Annotated in this window: 21 protein-coding genes and 1 tRNA gene; 11 read left to right on the top strand and 11 right to left on the bottom strand. The window is 67.3% G+C overall.

The features are described 5' to 3' along the window. A partial coding sequence (locus tag AC1DFU_RS26445) for a transposase (protein ID WP_441593627.1) occupies positions 1 to 195 on the bottom strand: 195 nt, incomplete at its 3' end. 84 nt (positions 196 to 279) lie between these two features. After that, complete coding sequence (locus AC1DFU_RS26440; protein ID WP_092292229.1) at positions 280 to 792, bottom strand: outer membrane lipoprotein; 513 nt, start codon at positions 790 to 792, stop codon at positions 280 to 282. 192 nt (positions 793 to 984) lie between these two features. Between AC1DFU_RS26440 and AC1DFU_RS26435 the strand changes: the two genes are divergently transcribed. Next, positions 985 to 1074 (top strand) — tRNA-Ser (locus AC1DFU_RS26435). A gap of 82 nt (positions 1075 to 1156) precedes the next feature. Here AC1DFU_RS26435 and AC1DFU_RS26430 read toward each other — a convergent pair. Together AC1DFU_RS26430 and gudD are read right to left on the bottom strand one after the other, a co-directional pair. Then, positions 1157 to 2155, bottom strand: a complete 999-nt coding sequence (locus AC1DFU_RS26430; RefSeq protein ID WP_092292227.1) for a Bug family tripartite tricarboxylate transporter substrate binding protein — start codon at positions 2153 to 2155, stop codon at positions 1157 to 1159. A gap of 58 nt (positions 2156 to 2213) precedes the next feature. Next, positions 2214 to 3566, bottom strand: coding sequence for a glucarate dehydratase (gudD, locus tag AC1DFU_RS26425; RefSeq protein ID WP_092292225.1), 1353 nt, complete (start codon positions 3564 to 3566; stop codon positions 2214 to 2216). 220 nt (positions 3567 to 3786) lie between these two features. Here gudD and AC1DFU_RS26420 point away from each other — a divergent pair, with 220 nt between their 5' ends. Further along, the gene (locus AC1DFU_RS26420; RefSeq protein WP_441593626.1) at positions 3787 to 4545 is read left to right on the top strand and encodes a FadR/GntR family transcriptional regulator; all 759 of its coding nucleotides are present in this window, start codon (positions 3787 to 3789) and stop codon (positions 4543 to 4545) included. A 112-nt stretch (positions 4546 to 4657) separates the two neighbouring features. After that, the gene (locus tag AC1DFU_RS26415; protein WP_092292221.1) at positions 4658 to 6235 is read left to right on the top strand and encodes an aldehyde dehydrogenase (NADP(+)); all 1578 of its coding nucleotides are present in this window, start codon (positions 4658 to 4660) and stop codon (positions 6233 to 6235) included. 87 nt (positions 6236 to 6322) lie between these two features. Here AC1DFU_RS26415 and AC1DFU_RS26410 read toward each other — a convergent pair whose 3' ends face one another. From AC1DFU_RS26410 to AC1DFU_RS26395, 4 genes are read right to left on the bottom strand one after another with little or no spacing between them, the layout of a single operon-like run. Next, the gene (locus AC1DFU_RS26410) at positions 6323 to 7525 is read right to left on the bottom strand and encodes an osmoprotectant ABC transporter ATP-binding protein OsmV (protein ID WP_092292219.1); all 1203 of its coding nucleotides are present in this window, start codon (positions 7523 to 7525) and stop codon (positions 6323 to 6325) included. Next, on the bottom strand, positions 7522 to 8175 hold the full coding sequence (locus AC1DFU_RS26405) for an ABC transporter permease (RefSeq protein WP_092292217.1): 654 nt from the start codon (positions 8173 to 8175) through the stop codon (positions 7522 to 7524). Before AC1DFU_RS26405 ends, AC1DFU_RS26410 begins: the two co-directional genes overlap by 4 nt. A gap of 10 nt (positions 8176 to 8185) precedes the next feature. After that, the gene (locus AC1DFU_RS26400) at positions 8186 to 9127 is read right to left on the bottom strand and encodes a glycine betaine ABC transporter substrate-binding protein (protein ID WP_092292215.1); all 942 of its coding nucleotides are present in this window, start codon (positions 9125 to 9127) and stop codon (positions 8186 to 8188) included. 13 nt (positions 9128 to 9140) lie between these two features. Further along, entirely contained in the window at positions 9141 to 9857 is a 717-nt protein-coding gene (locus AC1DFU_RS26395) for an ABC transporter permease (RefSeq protein WP_441593625.1), read from the bottom strand. 679 nt (positions 9858 to 10536) lie between these two features. Between AC1DFU_RS26395 and AC1DFU_RS26390 the strand changes: the two genes are divergently transcribed. The 6 genes from AC1DFU_RS26390 (at position 10537) to AC1DFU_RS26365 (ending at position 17034) form a co-directional block, all read left to right on the top strand. Beyond that, entirely contained in the window at positions 10537 to 11442 is a 906-nt protein-coding gene (locus AC1DFU_RS26390; protein ID WP_441593624.1) for a pirin family protein, read from the top strand. Between the two features lie 341 nt (positions 11443 to 11783). Then, on the top strand, positions 11784 to 13352 hold the full coding sequence (locus AC1DFU_RS26385; RefSeq protein ID WP_092292209.1) for an ABC transporter ATP-binding protein: 1569 nt from the start codon (positions 11784 to 11786) through the stop codon (positions 13350 to 13352). Continuing rightward, positions 13345 to 14439 (top strand): ABC transporter permease, encoded by a 1095-nt coding sequence (locus AC1DFU_RS26380; RefSeq protein WP_092292207.1) that lies wholly within the window; start codon positions 13345 to 13347, stop codon positions 14437 to 14439. Before AC1DFU_RS26385 ends, AC1DFU_RS26380 begins: the two co-directional genes overlap by 8 nt. Positions 14440 to 14457: 18 nt before the next feature. Then, positions 14458 to 15378, top strand: coding sequence for an ABC transporter permease (locus AC1DFU_RS26375; RefSeq protein ID WP_092292205.1), 921 nt, complete (start codon positions 14458 to 14460; stop codon positions 15376 to 15378). A 72-nt stretch (positions 15379 to 15450) separates the two neighbouring features. Next, positions 15451 to 16593 carry a BMP family ABC transporter substrate-binding protein gene (locus tag AC1DFU_RS26370; RefSeq protein ID WP_441593623.1) on the top strand — a complete coding sequence of 381 codons (1143 nt, stop codon included), beginning with the start codon at positions 15451 to 15453 and terminating at the stop codon, positions 16591 to 16593. A 147-nt stretch (positions 16594 to 16740) separates the two neighbouring features. Beyond that, on the top strand, positions 16741 to 17034 hold the full coding sequence (locus AC1DFU_RS26365) for a YkvA family protein (protein WP_092292201.1): 294 nt from the start codon (positions 16741 to 16743) through the stop codon (positions 17032 to 17034). 19 nt (positions 17035 to 17053) lie between these two features. Here the strand turns inward: AC1DFU_RS26365 and AC1DFU_RS26360 are convergent, their stop codons facing one another. From AC1DFU_RS26360 to AC1DFU_RS26350, 3 genes are all read right to left on the bottom strand, one after another. After that, positions 17054 to 17473, bottom strand: coding sequence for a methylglyoxal synthase (locus AC1DFU_RS26360; RefSeq protein WP_092293269.1), 420 nt, complete (start codon positions 17471 to 17473; stop codon positions 17054 to 17056). After that, on the bottom strand, positions 17470 to 18258 hold the full coding sequence (locus AC1DFU_RS26355) for an SDR family oxidoreductase (protein WP_092292199.1): 789 nt from the start codon (positions 18256 to 18258) through the stop codon (positions 17470 to 17472). The genes AC1DFU_RS26360 and AC1DFU_RS26355 overlap by 4 nt, the downstream gene beginning before the upstream one ends. Positions 18259 to 18334: 76 nt before the next feature. After that, positions 18335 to 19222, bottom strand: a complete 888-nt coding sequence (locus AC1DFU_RS26350) for a DMT family transporter (RefSeq protein ID WP_092293267.1) — start codon at positions 19220 to 19222, stop codon at positions 18335 to 18337. 246 nt (positions 19223 to 19468) lie between these two features. On the opposite strand from AC1DFU_RS26350, the gene AC1DFU_RS26345 reads away from it, so the two are divergent. Next, a complete protein-coding gene (locus AC1DFU_RS26345) occupies positions 19469 to 20446 on the top strand; it encodes a Bug family tripartite tricarboxylate transporter substrate binding protein (protein WP_092292197.1) in 978 nt (325 codons plus the stop codon). 158 nt (positions 20447 to 20604) lie between these two features. Then, entirely contained in the window at positions 20605 to 21255 is a 651-nt protein-coding gene (gene upp / locus AC1DFU_RS26340) for a uracil phosphoribosyltransferase (protein ID WP_092292195.1), read from the top strand. Positions 21256 to 21319: the final 64 nt, after the last annotated feature.

Raw genomic sequence — 21319 nt, 5'->3', positions numbered from 1 at the left:
AAGCTTGAACTCGGCGCTGTAGTGCGTGTACTTCCGTTTGATGCTCGCCGCGCCATGCAGGCGGTATCCCGCCACCCAGCGCCGTACTGTTCCGCTGTCTATTTCATGGCGTTTGGCGATCTCACCATAGCCTGCCTGACCGTCCAGGTMGCTCTGGATAACTGTCAGCCTGAACTGCTCCGAGTACCGATACATGAAAACACCCCAAAAGTTGGTGTCCAACTTTTGGGGTGCAGTTCATGTCGCGTGGCTTTTTTCGTAGAACTACGAAGTACGTACTCAGTACGGCGTGGCCATATCGTTGGCCACACGCGCCCGGTCGCCCACGCGCAGGTTGCCGATATTGCTCTGGGTCACGGTGGCCATCCGGCCATCGTCCAGCCGCACGTTAACGCGATACACGGTCTGCGTATTGCTGCCCGCCCGCTTCTCGATCTGGTTGCCGGCCACGGCGCCCGCCACGGCACCGCCGATGGTCGCCACGGTCTGGCCACGCCCGCCGCCGATCTGGTGACCGAGCAGGCCGCCCGCCGCGCCGCCGATCACGGTGCCGAGCAGGCCCGAGCTGCCTTGCGTGGAGTTGATCGGCTCGATCGACTCCACGCGGCCCGTGAACACCGAGCCCGCCGGAGCCTGGTAGGTGCTCTGGTTCGGGTCCTGATAGCCCGTGTTCGGCGGGGCGTTGTTGTAGTTGCCATAGCCGTTGTAGCCGGGCTGCGCGCACCCTGCCAGGGTGGCCGCACAGGCCAGCGCGCCAAGGGCCAGCCATGATTTGCTGCGATGTTGCTGCATGGATAAGTCCTCCTCTATCGCTTGTTTGACATGCCAACGCGCGGTGGGCAGGCGCCGCGCGTCCTGCCAATATGAGGCGAACCGGCTCACAAGGTTCCGCTGTGTCCGACAAACACCGACACCGCAGACAAGGCGATTGACGAGGGCATCACACTACGGGCCGCCGCCACCTTGTATAATGCGGCCCTCCAAGGAAGCGTGGCCGAGTGGTTTAAGGCAGCAGTCTTGAAAACTGCCGATGGGGTGACCCATCCGTGAGTTCGAATCTCACCGCTTCCGCCAGACAATAAAAAACCCCGCCATTCAGGCGGGGCGAAGGACTGCAGTGGAGCATTGACCCCCCACGGTGATTCGGTCCTGGCGCTTATTCCAGCGTGATCTTGCCCTGCTCGATCACGGTCTTCCAGCGCTTCAGTTCTTCGTTCTCGAACTGGACGAACTGCTCCGGCGTGTTGGCGACGATCTCGAAGCCCTGCTCGCCCAGCTTCTTCTGCATCCCCGGCTCCTTGAGCGCGCTGACCAGCGCGCCGTGCAGGCGCGACTTCACGTCGGCCGGCAGGCCCTTCGGGGCGGCCACGGCCTGCCACGAATAGACTTCCACATCCTTGACGCCGGCCTCGGCCATCGTCGGCACGTCCGGCAGCAGCGCCGAGCGCTTGTCCGACGTAATCGCCAGCGCGCGCAGCTTGCCCGTGCGGATGTGCTGGATGACCGCGTTGAGGTTCTGGAACGAGACATCGACCTGGCCCGCGAGCAGGTCCGAGATGGCCGGCGCACCGCCCTTGTACGGCACGTGCAGGCCATCGGTACCGCTTTTCTGCCAGAACAGCGCCGCGGTCAGGTGGTCAGACGACCCCGCGCCCGAAGTAGCGAAGCTCACCTTGCCCGGGTTCTTCTTCATATGCGCAACCAGCTCGGCCAGGTTCTTGGCCGGGAAGTTCGGGTTGGCCACCAGCACGTTCGGCGCGCGCACGGCCACGGTCAGCAGGTCGAAGTCCTTGGCCGGGTCGTAGGCCAGGTTCTTCTGGAGGAACGGGTTGACCGCGTACACGCCGATCGAGGCCACCAGCAGGGTGTAGCCGTCGGCCGGGGCACGCTTGACGAAGGTCGCGCCGATCGCGCCCGTGGCGCCGGGGCGATTGTCGATCACGAACGGCTGGCCCAGCTTGTCGTTGAGCGGCTGCGCCAGCACGCGGGCGATGGTGTCTGACGACCCACCGGCCGGGAACGGCACCACCATCGTCACCGCCTTCTGCGGCCAGGCCGTGCCAGCCGCCACGGCCGCACTGCTGACCGTGGCGCCCACGGCCAGGGCGACGAATACACCGGCAATCCGGCGGAACAGCGTCTTCTGTTTCAGCATTGTCTTGTCTCCTGTCTTACTGTCTTATCTTTAATGCTTGAATCCGTGATCGGACGCGTTACCGGACCATGCACGGCGCCTTGTTGTTGAACTTCCACCCCGGGATCAGGAACTGCATGGCGATGGCGTCATCGCGCGCGCCCAGCCCCTTCTCCTGATAGAGACGGTTGGCGCGTGCCAGCGCGTCCATGTCGAGTTCCACACCCAGCCCCGGCGTCTTGGGCACCTGCACCAGGCCGCCCTCGATCTTCAGCGGGCTGCGCGTCAGGTGCTCGCCGTCCTGCCAGATCCAGTGCGTGTCGATGGCGGTCACGCGCCCCGGCGCGGCGGCGGCCACGTGGGTGAACATCGCCAGCGAAATATCGAAATGGTTGTTCGAGTGCGAACCCCAGGTCAGGCCCCACTCCGCGCACATCTGCGCCACGCGCACCGAACCCTGCATGGTCCAGAAGTGCGGGTCGGCCAGCGGAATGTCCACCGAGTGCAGGCGCACCGCGTGGCCCATCTGGCGCCAGTCCGTGGCAATCATGTTGGTGGCGGTCGGCAGGCCGGTGGCGGTGCGGAACTCGGCCATGATCTCGCGGCCCGAATAGCCGTCTTCAGCGCCGCAAGGGTCTTCGGCGTAGGCCAGGATGCCGTGCTTGTCGCGGCACAGGCGGATCGCGTCGGCCAGCAGCCAGCCGCCGTTCGGGTCCAGCGTCACGCGCGCCTTGGGGAAGCGCTCGTGCAGCGCGATGATGGCTTCCATCTCCTCGTCGCCGCTCAGCACGCCGCCCTTGAGCTTGAAGTCGTTGAAGCCGTAGCGCTCGTACGCGGCCTCGGCCAGACGGACGACGCCCTTCGCGTCCATCGCCACTTCATTGCGCACGCGGAACCATTCGTTGTCGCCATCGGGCTCGGTGCGGTAGTCGAGCGTGGTCTTCTGGCGGTCGCCCACATAGAAGAGGTAGCCGAGCATCTCCACGGCGTCGCGTTGCTGGCCCTCGCCGAGCAGCGCGGCCACGGGCACCTGCAGGTGCTTGCCGAGCAGGTCGAGCATCGCCGCCTCGATCGCCGTGACGGCGTGGATGGTGATGCGCAGGTCGAAGGTCTGCAGGCCACGGCCGCCGGCGTCGCGGTTGGCGAACGTCGCACGCACCTTGTTCAGCACGGCCTGGTACTGGCCGATCGGCTGCCCAACCACCAGCGGACGCGCATCCTCCAGCGTCTGGCGAATGCCCTCCCCGCCCGGCACCTCGCCCACGCCGGTATTGCCGGCGCTGTCCTTGAGGATCACGATATTGCGGGTGAAGTACGGGCCGTGCGCGCCGGACAGGTTCATCAGCATGCTGTCGTGGCCCGCCACGGGGACGACAGTCAACTCGGTGACGACGGGCGTGACGCCGCCGGCGGCATGTTGGGATGCGGTCATGTGGATCTGTCTCCGAAAACGCGTTTCAGGGTGATGCCGGGTTCGCGCTCCACATCGAGACTGCGCCCTGCTTGTGATGTTTGGCCGCCATACGCAACAGATCGATGCCGATTATGGCAAGGGGTTCTCGCAAACCTGTGCGTTATCTGTCATCGTATGACTTACGACGCAGTATAATGAGCGCATCTTGCGACGGTCAATACCTCAGTTTCCCCTACCCATGTCCAATGTCCCGATAACTTCGCCCGCTCCCCTGCGCCGCCGCGGCCGCACGCTTGCCGAGGAAGTAGTGGGTAACCTGACCGAGAGCATCCAGCAGGGCCAGATCAAGCCCGGCGACAAGCTGCCAACGGAATCCGAGATCATGGCCACGCTCGGCGTGAGCCGCACAGTGGTGCGCGAGGCACTTTCGCGCCTGCAAGCCAGCGGCCTGGTCGAGACCCGCCATGGCATCGGCACCTTCGTGCTGGCCCGCCCGGTGGAGACCCATTCGCCGTTCCGCATCGACCCCTCGGCCATGGTCACGGCCATGGACGTGCTGGCGATGCTGGAATTCCGCGTCAGCCTGGAAGCCGAGGCCGCGAGCCTGGCCGCCACGCGGCGCAGCGACGAGCAGCTCACGGCCATCCGCAGCGCGCTCGACGACATGAAACGCAAGGCTTCCGAAGGCAGCGACGCCGTGGGCTCGGATTTCGAGTTCCACCTGTCCATCGCGCGCGCCACCGGCAACCGCTATTTCACGGACATCATGGGCCACCTCGGCACGATGGTGATTCCGCGCAGCCGCCTGCAGGTCAGCACGCCCGAGCGCGAGCAGTACCTGGAGCGCGTCAACTTCGAGCACGAAAGCATCTACGATGCGATCGAGCGCCGCGACCCCGAGGCCGCCAAGGCCGCCATGCGCATGCACCTGACCAACAGCCGCGAGCGCCTGCGCAAGGCTTCTGCCCTGGCAGGCTCCTCCGCTTCTTCCGCCTGACGCCATGCGCGCGGCCCCTTCGGTAATTGGGGGCGGCGCGGTTGCGGGCGACTTTCCGATGTCATATGATGTCTTATGACATGTTTCTGATACGACGCAGGATCGATACACCATGACTCTTACCGGCGAGATGCTGATCGGCGCGAATGCCGTACGCGGCACCGAAGACACTTTCCAGGCCATCAACCCGGCCACGGGCGAGACCCTGGCCCCGACGTTCCACGGTGGCAATGCCGCCGATGTGGACCGCGCCTGCCAACTGGCCGAGGCGGCTTTCGACACGTATCGTGCGACCACGCCCGAGCAGCGCGCGCGCTTCCTCGAATCGATCGCCGAAGGCATCGAGGCACTGGGCGATGAACTGGTCCAGCGCGCGCACGCCGAGACGGCGCTGCCGATCGCCCGCCTGCAGGGCGAGCGCGGCCGTACCGCCGGCCAGCTGCGCCTGTTCGCACGTGTGGTGCGCGACGGCCGCTGGCAAGACGCCACGCTCGACAGCGCCCTGCCCGAGCGCACCCCGCCGCGCCCCGACCTGCGCATGCAGAACATCCCCGTCGGTCCGGTGGCCGTGTTCGGCGCCAGCAACTTCCCGCTCGCGTTCTCGGTGGCCGGTGGCGATACCGCTTCCGCGCTGGCCGCAGGCTGCCCGGTGGTCGTCAAGGCCCACCCGGCGCACCCGGGCACCTCGGAACTGGTCGGACGTGTGATTCAAAAGGCAGTTGCCGATAACGGCCTGCCGGAAGGCGTGTTCTCGCTCGTGATGGGCGCCGGCATCGCCATCGGTACCGCGCTGGTCGCCCATCCGGTGATCCAGGCCGTGGGCTTCACCGGCTCGCGCACGGGCGGTATGGCGCTGGTCAAGGTCGCCAACGAGCGTCCGCAGCCGATTCCGGTCTACGCCGAGATGAGCAGCATCAACCCGGTCTACCTGCTGCCCGAGGCACTGGCCGCGCGCGGCGAAGCCATCGCACGTGACCTGGTGGATTCGCTGGTGATGGGCGTAGGCCAGTTCTGCACGAACCCCGGCCTGCTGCTGGCCATCGAAGGCCCGGCGCTGGACGCCTTCCGCGCCGCCGCCGTGGCAGCGGTGTCGGCCAAGGCCGCCGGCACGATGCTGACGCCGGGCATCCATCAGGCGTTCGAGCGTGGCGTGGCCCAACTGTCCGCCGTGGAAGGCCTGACCCGCCCGGGTTGCGGCCTGGCAGGCACGGGTCCGAACCAGGCCCGTCCGGCGTTCTTCGAGACCTCCGCCGAACGCTTTATCGCCGATCACCGCATGCATGCCGAAGTGTTCGGCCCGTCGACGGTGCTCGTCACCTGCCGCGACGTGGACACGCTGCTGGCCGTCACCCGCATCCTGGAAGGCCAGCTGACGGCCACGGTGCAGGCCGATGCCGGCGATAAGGCCGTGGCCGCGCGCCTGCTGCCGGCGCTGGAACGCAAGGTGGGCCGCGTGCTGTTCAACGGCTACCCGACCGGCGTGGAAGTGTCGTTCGCGATGGTGCACGGCGGCCCGTTCCCGGCCACGTCGGACACCCGCACGACCTCGGTGGGCGCTTCGGCGATCGACCGCTTCCTGCGTCCGGTGTGCTACCAGAACGTGCCGGCCGCCCTGCTGCCGGCCGCCGTGCAGGATGGCAACCCGCTGAACCTGTGGCGTCTGAAGGACGGCGAACTCGGCCGCGCCTGAGCCGCGTCGTTGTTCTGATGGACGAAAAAACGGCCGCGCAAGCGGCCGTTTTTCATGGCGGAGGGCGCTCCAGCCGCGATCATGCGATCAGGCGGCTACCCGCATCGGCGCCGAACTCGGCGTGGTGACGGGCGACGACACCGGCGGCGGAATCACCGGCGCATTGCCGCGCGAGCGCCCCGAGCTCAGGTAGTCGGCAATCGACTCCTGCGTGACTTCGCCCAGGTAGACACCATCGCCGTCCACCACGGGCAGCCAGCTCGTGTTGTGCTGGTACATGCGCGACAGCACGATGCGCAGGTGCTCGTCGAACGCGGCGCTGACCGCGAACGGGCGCAGCACATCGGCGCAGCTACCGCCCTTGGCCAGGGCGTTGCGCACGTCGCGGCGCGTGACGTAGCCCAGCGCGCGCTGCGCCTCATCGATCACAGGCAGGTGGCGCACGTCGGCTTCGTCCATCACGCCGAACGCTTCGGCCAGCGACATGTCCGGACGGCAGCTCGGCGGCATCGTCGCCGCATCGCCCGCGCGCACCAGCAGCAGGCGCTTGAGCGTGTTGTCATGGCCGACGAAGGCCTGCACGAAGTCGTCCGCCGGATGGGCCAGCAGCGCGTCCGGATGGTCGAACTGCACCAGTTGCCCGCGCCGGAACACGGCCACCTTGTCGCCCAGCTTGATCGCCTCGTCGATGTCGTGCGACACCATGATCACGGTCTTGCCGAGCTGCCGCTGCATCTGGAAAAACTCGTTCTGGATGCTCTCCCGGTTGATCGGGTCCACCGCGCCGAACGGCTCGTCCATCAGCAGCACGGGAGCGTCCGCCGCCAGCGCGCGGATCACGCCGATGCGCTGCTGCTGGCCGCCCGACAGCTCGCGCGGGTAGCGCCCCAGCATCTTGTCCGGGTCGAGCTGCACCATCGACATCAGCTCCCGGGCGCGCTCGCGGCAGCGGCGCTTGTCCCAGCCGAGCAGGCGCGGCACGACCATGATGTTTTCCTCGATCGTCATGTTCGGGAACAGGCCGATCTGCTGGATCACATAGCCGATCTTGCGGCGCAGCGCCACGCCGTCGATACCGGCGGTGTCCTCGCCCTCGATGCGGACCGTGCCCGAGGTGGGCTCGATCAGCCGGTTGATCATCTTGAGCGTGGTGGTCTTGCCGCAGCCCGAGGGGCCCAGGAAGACGCAGATCTCGCCCTTGGGTACCGTCATCGAGACGGCATCCACGGCGCGCACTTCCGTGCCGTCCTTCTGGTGGAAGGACTTGGTGAGTTGGTCGAGTTCGATCATGGTTGGCGGATTCCTTTCGGCGTCAGCGCGCGCTGCAGGGCTTGCAGGCCGGCGTCCGCCACAATGGCGAGCACGCTGACGAGGACCGCGCCCACGGCCAGCTTGCTCATGTTGCTCTGGCTGATCGCTTGCAGGATCAGCACCCCAAGGCCACCGGCGCCAATGATGGCGGCAATGGTGGCCACGCCGATGTTCATCACCACGGCCGTGCGCACGCCGCCCAGGATCACCGGCACGGCCAGCGGCAGGTCCACCAGCCGCAGGCGCTGCCATGTGGTCATGCCGATGCCACGGCCGGCCTCCTGGATGCCGGGATCGACATTGGCCAGCGCCGTGTAGGTGTTACGCATGATCGGCAGCAGCGAGTACAGGAACACGGCGGTCACGGCCGGCACGTAGCCGAGCGCGTGGCCGAAGCGCGCGAAGATCGGGATCATCAACCCGAACAGCGCGATGGACGGCAGCGTCAGCACCACCGTGGCCAGCGCCAGCAGCGGCGTGGCCAGGAAGCGGTGACGCGTGATCAGGATGCCGAGCGGCACGCCGATCAGGATGGCCAGCCCCACGGCGGAGCCCACCAGCGCCAGATGCTCGCCGGTCAGCCGCAGCAGCGTCGGCCAGCTATGCGCGAGATAAGTCAGCAAATCCATGGGCGGCTCCTCAAATCAGTCCGTGGCTGCGCAGGAAGTCTCCTGCCACCTTGTCCACCGGCTGCTGGCCGATATCTACCTGATAGTTCATGTCGGTCATCGCCGCGTTGTCCAGCTGGGCGGACAGCGCGTTGAGCAGGCCGGCCAGTTCCGGCCGCTTGTCGAGCACAGCCTTGCGCACCACGGGCACGGCGTTATACGGCGGGAAGAAGTGCAGGTCGTCTTCCAGCAGCACGAGGTCGAAGCCCTTCACGCGGCCATCGGTGGTGTAGACCAGGCCCAGATCGACCTGATTGTTCTTGAGCGCGGTGTAGACCAGGCCGGGATCGAGCTGGATCACGTCCTTGCGGCCCAGCGGCAGCTGGTAGGCGGCCTTGAGCGGCTCCAGGCCGTCCGGGCGCGCGGCGAACTCCATGTCCACGGCGAACGGGCGGGCCTTGTCATCGGCGGCCTTCTCGCGCAGCTTGGCGGCGTAGGCGGACAGTGTGGTCAGGCCCGGCTCGGCGCGCTCCTTCGGCATGGCCAGCGCGTAGGTGTTGTTGACCTTGGAGGCGTCCAGCCAGATCAGACCCTTGGCGGCGTCCAGCTGCTTCACGCGTGCGTAGCTCTGCTCGGCGTCCAGCTTTTCCTCGACCTTGTTGAAGACGATCAGCGCGGTGCCGGTGTAGTCCCACACCACGTCCAGCTGACCGGACTCCATGGCCTGGCGCATCAGCGTGCTGCCCAGGCCCGAGGTGACTTCCGTGTTGATGCCCTTGGCGCGCAGGTACTGCGTGGTCATCGACGACAGGATCAGCTGCTCGGTGAAGTTCTTGCCGCCCACCCGCACAGGCTCGCCGGCCGGCTGTTGCGCGCGGGCGGGCGCGGTGCCCAGCAGCACGGCGGCAGCCGCCACGCCCACCACGGCGAACAGCCAGAACAGCCGGCGCTCCCAGTTTCGTTGCATTCCCATGTAATTCGACTCCTCAGTACGCCAGCCCGCGGCGGCGCAGATAGATATGGCCGGCCGTGGCGAACAGCGCGTCCAGCAGCAGCGCGAGCAGCGCGGTGGCCGCGGCGCCCAGCAGCAGCAGCGGCTGGTTGTTCAGGTAGATGCCCGGGAAGATCAGCTCGCCAAGGCTGTTGGCGCCAATCAGGAACGAGAGCGGCACGGTGCCCACGTTGATCACCAGGCTGATGCGCACCCCGGCCAGGATCACGGGCAGCGCGTTGGGCAGTTCCACGCGCACCAGGCGCTGGCACGGCGTCATGCCAATGCCGCGCGCGGCCTCGCGCAGCGCCGGCGAGACGTTGCGCAGCCCTTCGTACGTATTCCGCACGATGGGCAGCAGCGACGCCAGCCACAGCGCCAGCACCGCCGGGCGCTCGCCAATGCCGAGCACCGCCAGCGCAAGCGCCAGCACGGCCAGCGACGGCACGGTATTGCCGATATTGAAGATCTGCATCAGGCGGTCCGCCCAGCGGCGCATGCAGGGCCGGCTCAGCGCGATGCCCGCCGGCACGCCGGTGACGAGTGCCATCGCCATCGAGATCGCGACCAGACGCAGGTGGTCGCCTACGTCGTAGATCAGACGCTCGTGATACTGATGGATCACATCCACACCAATCCACGCGACCAGACCGGCCAGCGCGGCGGCAATGACACCGCTCCAGGCCAATGCCCGGATGGTTTGCTTCGACATATTCCCCCTTTCCAACGCCGGGGGCGGCACCATGAGCATCAGGCGCCACTTCCCGGAAGCGGAAAACAAAAGGGCCGGCGGTAGTTCGGATGGGTGCCCGCCGGGGCCCGGTTCAGATTGCCTTGCCGCCATGACTGGCACGATTGCCAGCGGACGGACTTGTGGCTGCCACGCGAGGGGCGGGACAGCCTTGTGAAGGGGATTCGCGCGGTACAGCGGTGGGTGCGAATCGCCCGGTAGCGGCGCAATCGGATCAGTTTGATCCGGCTTGGCCAGTGGCGGCGACTGGTGTCGTTGTGGAAACGCGCTTCGGTGGGCGCCGCCGGTCAATCGGCCGTTGCTGGACAAGGGATCGCGGGGATTCCGGCACAAACCGGACCACAGCAATTTCCAGCAACGGATGACAAAGAGAGCGCTATTCTACACAACTTCTGTCAATCTGTCATCTTCGCGTTTTCCGAGATGGTTTCAGGCGCCTTCTTCGGCCATCTGGCGGCGATCTTTCGGCTTCTAAAACGCCGGCCAGTCCGTTGCAGCCATGCACTGACTGGGCGCTCATTTGCAACACGATTGGAACAATCTGTTGCCCGCCCGCCGTCTACCGCTTTGCCACCAAACCCCTACATTTACGGGTATGCAGAGACGGCCGAGGGCCGTCCGCCACAGGAGAAACCACAACATGGAAACCCGCACTCTCGCCACCGTTCCGGCCACCGCCCAGGAGACCGTTGAGCGCTCGCGCACCGTCGATCGCGTGGTGCGCGGCATTGCCACGTCCGATGGCGCCGGGGTGAAGCTCACCCGCGTGCTGACGCAGAACCTGCAACGCCGGCTGGACCCGTTCCTGATGCTCGACGCCTTCGGCACCGACAACAAGGACGACTACATCGGCGGCTTCCCCGATCACCCGCACCGGGGCTTCGAGACCATCACCTACATGCTGGCTGGCCGCATGCGTCACCGCGACAGCGCCGGCAATGAAGGGCTGCTCGAAGGCGGCGGCGCGCAGTGGATGGTGGCCGGCTCCGGCGTGGTGCACTCGGAACTGCCCGAGCAGGAAGACGGCCGCATGGAAGGCTTCCAGCTTTGGCTGAATCTGCCCGCCGCGGACAAGATGACCACGCCGTGGTACCGCGACATGCCGGCCGCGTCGATTCCGACCGTGGCGCTGCCTTCGGGCGGCACCGTGCGCGTGCTGGCCGGCGCCTCCCACGGCGTGGCCGGGGCCATGACGCGTCCGGTCACCGCGCCGATCTACCTCGACGTGAACCTGCCCGCCGGGCAGACCTTTACGCAGGCAGTGCCGGCCGGCCATAACGCCTTTGTCTATGTGCATCAGGGCGAGGTGCGGATCGGCGACGCGGTGGTGGAAGCGCAGCGCATGGGCGTGCTCGACAACGCCGGCGGGGCCGATGGCGTGGTCGTGACCGCCACGCAGGATGCCCAGTTCCTGGTGATTGCCGGCCAGCCGCTGAACGAGCCGATCGCGCAGTACGGCCCGTTCGTGATGAACACGCAGGAACAGATCTACCAGACGCTGGCCGACTTCCGCGAAGGCCGTTTTGGCGTGGCAGCCAATGCCTGACCGGCGCTGATTTGCGCTAACCGACGCTAACCTCCTCCCCTGCCCCGGCCATGCGCCGGGGCCCTTGCTGACCGCTGCCCTGTCCTCGTGACAGCGCGGCGGTTTTTTCTTGCCCGCGTGCTCGGCACGCGACTTGCAACCTGCCTGTAACCGTTGTGGGGCATGGCCTGCGGCCGGAAACGGGCCGCCGAACCCCCGCGCACTTATATAATCCACAGCAAATTCCGGGCATCACGACACCATGATGATGACAACCTGCCGCGCGGCGATGCTGCGCCACGCACAGCCGCTGTCACGTGCCTGATCTCAACGTTGCTGCCACAACAATCCGAGCCGCCTCAGTGACATTACAACTTCCCCCCAGGCTGGCGCTTGCCCACATCACCAAGCGCTATCCCGGCGTGACCGCCAATGACGACGTGAGCCTCTCCGTCGCCCCCGGCGAGATCCACGCTGTTCTTGGCGAGAACGGCGCCGGCAAATCCACCCTCATGAAGATCATCTTCGGCGCGGTCCGTCCGGACGCCGGCGAGGTGCACTTCAACGGGGCGCCGGTCGCCATCGCCAGCCCGCACGATGCCCGCAACCTGGGCATCGCCATGGTCTTCCAGCATTTCTCGCTGTTCGACACGCTGACCGTGACCGAGAACATCGCGCTCGGCCTGCCGCCGAAGGAAGTCGGCGGGATGAAGCAACTGGCCGAACGCATCCGCGACACGGCGGCGCGCTACGGCCTGCCGCTGGAACCGAACCGCCACGTGCACACGCTGTCCGTGGGCGAGCGCCAGCGCGTGGAGATCGTCCGCGCGCTGCTGGCCCGGCCGCAACTGCTGATCCTGGACGAGCCCACCTCGGTGCTGACCCCGCAGGCTGTGGAGACGCTGTTCGTCACGCTGCGCCAGCTGGCCGAGGAAGGCACCAGCATCCTCTATATCAGTCACAAGCTCGACGAGATCCGCGCGCTGTGCCATCACGCCACCGTGATGCGGATGGGCCGGGTGACGGGCGTCTGCGACCCGCGCGCGGAAAGCGCGGCGTCGCTGTCGCGGCTGATGATCGGCGGCGAGCCGCCGCGCGAGGCCCGCGTGACCACCGAGCGCGGGCCGGTGCGGCTGGCCGTGCGCGACCTCTCGGTGCCGCGCGCCCACGCCTTCGCCACTGAATTGCAACAGATTGCGCTCGATGTGCATGCCGGCGAGATCGTCGGCATCGCCGGAGTGTCCGGCAACGGCCAGCAGGAACTGCTGGCGGCGCTCTCCGGCGAGGACCCGCGTGGCGCGGCGGGCAGCGTGCAGATCGACCAGCAACCGGTGGGCCGGCTCGACGCCGCCGCGCGCCGCCGCGTAGGGCTCGCCTTCGTGCCCGAGGAACGGCTAGGCCGGGGCGCGGTGCCGGGCATGAGCCTGTCGGCCAATACCCTGCTGTCGCACCAGACGCCGCCCTATGTGCGCGGCGGCATGGTGTCGCCGAAGGCGGCCGAGGGGCTGGCGGCCGGCATCATCAGCCGCTTCCGCGTCAAGGCCAGCGGGCCGGCGGCGCTGGCGCGCAGCCTGTCGGGCGGCAATCTCCAGAAATTCATCGTCGGACGCGAGATCGAAAGTGGTCCGAAAGTGCTGATCGTGGCGCAACCGACCTGGGGCGTGGACGTGGGCGCCGCCGCACAGATCCACAACGAAATCCTCGCGCTCAAGGCCACCGGCTGCGCCGTGCTGGTGGTGTCCGAGGAACTCGACGAGCTGTTCGGCCTGTGCGACCGGCTCCATGTGATGGCCAAGGGCCACCTGTCGCCGTCGATTCCCGTGGAATCGGCCACGCGCGAGCAGGTCGGCCTGTGGATGAGCGGCTTATGGGAGGGCGGGCCGGCCAGCGAACGGCCGCACGCCACCACGGAGGGGGCTAGCCATGGCTGATCTCCGCTCCCCGCTGACGCTGGCGCCGCGCGGCGCCCCGTCGCGCCCGATGGCCTACGCCTCGCCGCTATTCGCGCTGGTGCTGACGCTGCTGTTCGGCGCGCTGCTGTTCCTGGTGCTCGGCAAGGACCCGGTGGCCGCGCTCAAGGTGTTTTTGGTCGATCCGCTGAAAGACAAGCGCGCGATTGGCGAAGTGCTGCTCAAGACCGTACCGCTGGTGCTCTGCGCGCTGGGGCTGTCGGTCTGCTACCGGGCCAATGTCTGGAATATCGGCGCGGACGGGCAGCTGATCCTCGGCGGCATCTTCGCCGGGGCCGCCGTGCTCTATTTCGACACACCGGGCCACACCATCTCCGGGCCCGCGGTGCTGGTCATCGCCGGGCTGGCCGGCATCGTCGGCGGCATGGCCTGGGCGGCCATCACCGCGCTGCTCAAGGACCGCTTCAACGCCAACGAGATCCTGGTCTCGCTGATGCTGACCTACATCGCCCAGCAGTTGCTGCTGTGGGTCGTCAACGGACCGCTGAAGGACCCGGCGGGGATGAACTTCCCGCAGTCGAAAGTGTTTTCGTCCGAGTTCCTGCTGCCGAACCTGCTGTCCGGCTCGCGGCTGCACGTAGGCTTCCTGGTCATGCTGGTGCTGGTGGCCGCGATGACGGTGTTCGTCTTCCGCAGCTTTGCCGGCTTCCGGCTCCAGGTGGGCGGCACTGCCCCGCTGGCGGCGCGCTATGCGGGGTTCTCGTCGCGCAAGGCGCTGTGGAGTGCGCTGATGATCTCGGGCGGCACCGCCGGGCTGGCGGGCGCGTTCGAGGTGACGGGGCCGATCGGCCAGCTGCTGCCGTCGATCTCGCCCGGCTACGGCTTCACGGCCATCATCGTCGCCTTTGTGGGGCGGCTGCATCCGGTGGGCGCCGTGTTCGGCGGCATCGTCATGTCGCTCTTCTATATAGGCGGCGAGATGGCGCAGTCGCGGCTGGGGCTGCCCTCGGCCATCGGCTGGGTGTTCCAGGGCATGCTGCTGTTCTTCCTGCTGGCGTGCGACACGCTGATCGACAACCGGCTGCGCTGGCGCGCCCGGGCCGCCTGAACCGGAGCCGATAACAATATGGAACAACTCGCTCCCCTGATCGCCACGGCGATCAACGCCGGCACCCCGCTGCTGCTGGCCGCGCTGGGCCTGCTCGTCAACGAGCGCGCCGGCGTGCTCAACCTCGGCGCCGAAGGCATGATGCTGGTGGCCGCCGCGTTCGGCTTCATGGTCGGCTACCAAACCCAGTCGCCGATGCTCGGCTTCGCGGCTGGCGCGCTGGCCGGCATGCTGATGGCTTCGCTGTTCTCGTGGCTGGCGCTGGTGCTGGCCACCAACCAGGTGGCCACGGGCCTGGCGCTGTCGATCTTCGGCACGGGCCTGTCGGCCTTCATGGCGCAGCGCTTCGTCGGCTACGCCATGCCCGCGCAGGCCAAGTCGGTGCCGTTCCTGGCCGACCTCCCGTTCGTCGGGCCGGCCTTCTTCCAGCATCACTGGATGGTGTATTTCAGCATTCTGCTATGTGCCGCGATCACCTGGTTCCTGTTCCGCACACGGGCCGGGCTGACGCTGCGCGCGATTGGCGAGTCCCCGGAGTCCGCCCATGCGCTGGGCTACCCGGTGCGCTGGATCCGCTTTGGCGCGCTGCTGTTCGGCGGCGCCTGCTGCGGGCTCGCGGGCGCCTACCTGTCGCTGGTCTATACGCCGATGTGGGTGGAGAACCTCGTCTCGGGCCGGGGCTGGATCGCGCTGGCGCTGACCACCTTCGCCACGTGGCGTCCGGGCCGGGTGCTGGTGGGTGCGTGGCTGTTCGGCGGCGTGACCATCCTCCAGTTCTATTTGCAGGGCATTGGCGTGTCGGTGCCGTCGCAGGTGCTGTCGATGTTGCCATACGCGGCCACCATCGTCGTGCTGGCGCTGATTTCGCGGAACCCGGCGTGGATCCGGCTCAATATGCCGGCCTCGCTGGGCAAGCCGTTCCGCCCGGGCAATGCCTGATGTTTCCGTTTTTTCGAGCCAACCAGTAGTCAAAACCAAACGCATCACAAGACGTTTTTCAAGGAGAGATCGATGATCGTGTCACGCAGGACCACCCTGGCAGCCCTGGCCGCCACCGCCGTACTGGCCCTGGCCGGCTGCGGCAAGAAAGAGGCCGACAAGCCGGCCGAGTCGGCAGGCCCGGCCTCCGCGCCGGCAGCCGCCGCCAGCGAACCGCTCAAGGTGGCGTTCGTCTACATCGGCCCGGTGGGCGATGCCGGCTGGACCTTCGCCCATGACACCGGCCGCAAGGCGGTGGAAGCCAAGTTCGGCGACAAGGTGAAGACCTCGTTCGTCGAGAACGTGCCCGAGTCCGCCGCGGACGCCGAGCGCGTGTTCCGCGACCTGGCCAGCCAGGGCAACAAGCTGATCTTCGGCACCACGTTCGGCTATCAGGAATCGATGCTGAAGGTGGCCAAGGAATTCCCGGACGTGAAGTTCGAGCACGCCACCGGCTTCAAGACCGCCGACAACCTCGCCCAGTACGACGTACGCACCTATGAAGGCGCCTACCTGGCTGGCGTGGTGGCCGGCAAGATGAGCAAGTCGGGCAAGATGGGCGTGGTGGCGTCGGTGCCGATTCCCGAGGTCATCCGCAACATCGACTCGTTCGCGCTCGGCGCGCGCAGTGTGAACCCCAAGGCCACCGTCAAGGTGGTGTGGGTGAACAAGTGGTTCGATCCGGGCAAGGAGCGCGAGGCCGCCACCACCCTGATCGGCCAGGGCGTGGACATGCTGATGCAGAACACCGACTCCGCCGCCGTCGTCCAGACCGCGCAGGAGAAGGGCGTCTACGCGTTCGGCTGGGACAGCGACATGAGCAAGTTCGGCGAAAAGGCCCACCTGGCCGCCTCCGTCATTAGCTGGGGCGTCTACTACAACAAGGTGGTGGAAGACGTGCTGAACAAGCAGTGGAAGAACAGCACCACGTGGTGGGGCCTCAAAGAAGGCATGATCGACCTGAAGGGTTTCAACGCCGTGGTGCCGGATGACGTGAAGGCGCTGGTCGAGGAACGCAAGAAGGGGGTGATCGACGGCACCGCCCCGATCTGGAAGGGTCCGCTCAAGGACAACGCCGGCAAGGAACAGCTGGCCAAGGATCAGGTCGCCGACGACAAGTTCCTGCACGACATCAAGTTCTACGTGGAAGGCGTGGAAGGCAACGTGCCGGGCTGATCGCCGGTTTCAGGCCTGACTGACCGCCCCTCCGTCCGCTGCCTCGGGCGGAGGGGAACTTGAATCCCCCTGCATCGGCCCAAGTTATCCCTGCATGCGCACTGGCTGCGCGTGTTGCGCATGTTGCGTGTGGATAAGGAGGCCCATATGTGGAAGCGAATTTCGGCCCTGTGGACGCTGGTGCGCCGCGACGGCCGCCTGCTCTGGTTCGCGCTGCGTCATCCCGACGCGCCCGCGTGGCTCAAACCCGCCGCGCTGGGGCTGGTGTTCTACGCCATCTCCCCGATCGACCTGATTCCCGATTTCATCGCCGGGCTCGGCATTGTCGATGACGTGGTGCTGATTCCACTGGCCGTCCACCTGATCCTGAAGCGGCTGCCGCCGCACATCCTGCGGCAGGCGACGATGCGCGCCACCGCGACCACGATCCGGCCGCGCTGACGGCAACGTCTGTCCCGACTCAAGCCGCCGGCGTTCCGGCGGCTTTTTCGTCTTCGAAGCAGTGCCGCGCGAGTTCCACCAGCAGCAGTTCGGCCGTGGCGAGGTTGGTCGCGCACGGCACATTGTGGACATCGCACGCCCGGACCAGCGCGTTGATGTCCGGCTCATGCGGCTGCGGGGTCATCGGATCGCGCAGGAAGATCACCGCGGTCACCCGGCCCTCGGCCAGTTGCGCGCCGATCTGGAGATCGCCGCCCCACGGGCCGGACAGCATGCGCTCCACCTCGAGGCCGGTTTCAGCCGCGATGCGCCCACCGGTGGTGCCGGTGGCCAGCAGGTCGCAGCGCGCCAGCATCTCGCGGTGACGGCCGGCAAAGGCGACGATGTCGTCCTTCTTGTGATCGTGGGCGATCAGCGCGATGCGCGGCTTGCCCATCAGAACGTCCCCGGGTACGCGCCGCCGTCCAGCAGCACGTTCTGGCCCGTCATGTAGGCGGCCTGTTTGCTGCACAGGAACGCGCAGGTCGCGCCGAACTCGGCCGGCTCGCCAAAACGGCGCGAGGGGTTGGCGGCGGCGCGCTTGGCGGCCACTTCCTCCACGCTCAGGCCGGCCTTCTTGGCGCCGCCTTCCATCGTCTTGAACAGGCGGTCCGTGTTGAACGGGCCGGGCAGCAGGTTGTTCACGGTCACGCCGTGCTGCGCCACTTCGCGCGCCAGGCCGGCCACGAAGCCGGTCAGGCCCGAGCGTGCGCCGTTGGAGAGACCCAGCACGTCGATCGGTGCCTTGACCGCGCCGCTCGTAATGTTGACGATGCGGCCCCACTTGCGCGCGATCATGCCGTCCACGGTGGCCTTGATCAGCTCGATCGGGGTCAGCATGTTGGCGTCGATGGCGGCGAGCCAGGCGTCGCGGTCCCAGTCGCGGAAATTGCCGGGGGGCGGGCCGCCGGCGTTGTTCACGAGGATGTCGAGGTCGCCGAGCTTGGCCACGGCGTCCAGCGCGAGCTTGCGGCCCTCGGGCGTGGTGATATCCGTGGCCACGGCCAGCACGCGGCGGCCGTATCGGGCACGCAGGTCGGCGGCGGCCTTTTCCAGCGCATCGGCGCCGCGCGCCACGATCACGACGTCCACACCTTCGGCCGCCAGCGCGTCGGCGCACGCAAACCCGAGTCCCTTGCTGGCGCCACACACCAGCGCATGCTTACCGCGCAGTCCGAAATCCATCGCTTGCTCTCCTTCCTTGGTTGCTAAAACCGGGCGCCGGCTCTTGATGCGGCGTCCCGGTTGCTCTCGAAAATATTCAGGCCCGGCGGCTCGACAACAAATACATGCCGCCCAGCACCAGCGTGCTGCCGGCGATCTGCCAGCCCGTGATCGGCTCGCCGAGCAGCCAGAAGGCCAGCAGCAGCGTCGACACCGGGCCGATCATGCCCGCCTGCGACGCCATCGGCGCCCCGATGCGCGCCACCGCGATCATCGTCAGTGACACCGGCAGCACCGTGCAGAACACCGCATTGATGAGTGACAGCCACATCACCGGGGCCGGCTGCGCCAGCGCCGCCAGCGGACGGCCCAGCGCCACATACTGCACCACGCAGCAGGCCGTGGACACGCACATCGCGTAGGCCACCAGCCGCAGCGAGCCGACGCGCTTGACCAGCTCGCCGCTCAGGATCAGGTACACACCATACGACAAGGCGCTGGCCAGCACCAGCGCGCCGCCAAGCCAGACTTGCGCGCCGCTCACGTCGAGGTCATGGGCGAACACCAGCACGATGCCGGCATAGGCCAGCAGCAGCGACATCCACTGCCGGGCGTGGATCGGCCGATGGAACACCAGCGCGGTGGTCAGCAGCACGAAGGACGGCGTCAGGAACAGGATCAGCCGCTCCAGGCCGGCGGTGATGTACTGCAGGCCGAGGAAATCGAGAAAACTGGACAGGTAATAGCCGATGAAGCCCAGGAAGACCACCCGGCCGCGATCGGCCCAGGACAGCGCCGGCAGCTTGCGTGCCTGCCACCAGCCGATGGCCATGAACAGCGGCACCGCGAACAGCATGCGCAGCGTGATGACCATGACGGCATCGACGCTATATCGGTACATCAGCTTGGCCACGATGGCCTTGGCGGAAAACAGCACGGCGCCGACGGCCGCGACGGCGAGCCCGTAGCGCTGCGGCGCGGGCAGCTCGGCGGGCGTGGACAGGGACTTCTGGGAAGCGGGCACGGGAGACGCAGGGTTCGGATGCCGGCCGCAGTCGCGAGGGGGTGACGCGAGGAAGACGCGGGGCCGGAACGCGTCGATTGTATGTCAAAAGGCGCAAGGCGCGCCGGGGTGCGGCGCGCGGCACCAGCGGCTTTCCCCTACAATGGCCCGCGCCGTCCTGGCGCCCTGCCATATAAAGAAACTAGAGAAATACGGAGACACCGAGCCATGCCCTTCCCGTTCGCCCGCGCCGTCCTTGCCACCGGCGTCCTGTTCGCCGCCGCGGCCACCCCCGCCGGCGCCGCCGATGCCTTCCCCGCCAAGCCGATCCGCTTCGTGGTGCCCTACGCCGCCGGCGGCACCACGGACCTCGTCGCCCGCACCGTCGGCCAACGCGTAGCCGAGAAGCTCGGCCAGCCGGTAGTGGTGGAGAACCGCCCCGGCGCAGGCGGCAACATCGGCATGGAAGCCGTGGCCAAGGCGCCTGCCGATGGCTACACCATCGGTTTCGGGGCGATTTCGACGAACGCGCTCAATCCCCATATCTACAAGCACGTGCCGTTCGACCCCCGCAAGGACTTCACGGCGATCAGCCTGCTGGGCACCTCGACCATCGTGCTGGAGGTCAGCGAAAGCCTGCCCGTGAAGACCGTGCCGGAGCTGATTGCCTATGCCAAGGCGCACCCGGGGCTGACTTATGCCACGGCGGGGACCGGCACGTCGATGCATCTGGCCGGCGCGATGTTCTCCCAGATGACCCAGACCGGCCTGACCCACGTGCCTTACAAAGGCAGCAGCCCGGCCATCAACGACCTGCTTGGCGGCCATATCCAGGTGATGTTCGATAACCTGCCCGCCTCGCTGCCCCATATCCAGGCGGGCAAGCTGCGCGCGCTGGCAGTGGCCGGCAAGACCCGCGCGCCGTCGCTGCCCAACGTGCCGACCCTGGCCGAAGCCGGCCTGCCCGGCTACGCCGTGGAGCCGTGGTTCGGCGTCTACGGCCCGGCTAACCTGCCGGCGCCGGTGGTGCAGGCGCTCAACGCGGCCTTCGTGGAGGCGCTGGCCCGCCCCGAGGTGCGCGACAAGCTGCAGCAGGCCGGCTTCAATCCGAAGGGATCGAGCGCGGCCGAACTCCAGACGCTGACGCTGACCGAGTACGAGCGCTTCGGCAAAGTGGCGAAGTCGGCGGCCATCACGGTGGACTAAGGCGGGACGAGATCAAAGGCGGGGCCCGGCGGCCCCGATGGTGGCGGAGATGGCCGCGTGGAGCGGGGCGGCATCCATTACAATCCCGCTGCATCGGGCGCCGCGCCGGCCTTGCCAGGCCCGCGCGCCCACCACCCTCCGCCGAGCCTGCCGCCGCCATGAAACAAGATCCGCGTTTCCCCAATCTGTTCATCCTCAATCACCCGCTGATCCAGCACAAGCTCTCGCACATGCGCGACAGGGACACGTCCACGCGCACGTTCCGCGAGCTGCTGCGCGAGATCACGCTGCTGATGGGCTACGAGATCACGCGCAACCTGCCGCTGACCACGCGCCGCATCGAGACCCCGCTGGTGCCGCTGGAAGCCCCGGTCATCGCCGGCAAGAAGCTGACCATCGTGCCGGTGCTGCGCGCCGGCGTAGGCATGAGCGATGGCCTGGTCGAGCTGATTCCGTCGGCCCGTATCGGCCATATCGGCGTGTACCGAGACGAACAGCATCGCCCGGTGGAGTACCTGGTGCGCCTGCCGGACGTGGAAGACCGCAGCTTCATCCTCTGCGACCCGATGGTCGCCACGGGCTATTCGGCCGCGCACGCGGTTGATGTGCTCAAGCGGCGCGGCGTGAAGGACGAAGCCATCACCTTCGTGGCACTGGTCGCCGCGCCGGAAGGCGTGGAAGTGTTCCAGAAGGCCCACCCGGGCGTGCGGCTATACGTGGCATCGCTGGACAGCCATCTGGACGAGCACGCCTACATCATCCCGGGCCTGGGCGATGCCGGCGACCGGCTGTTCGGCACCAAGAACTGATGTGAAATGTGAGGCGCTTGATGCGCCTCATACGCTATATTTAATGAGGATGGGCCGCGCTGAG

The organism is Cupriavidus sp. 10L45, assembly GCF_056395225.1.
This window is presented reverse-complemented; position numbering and strand designations above follow the sequence as displayed.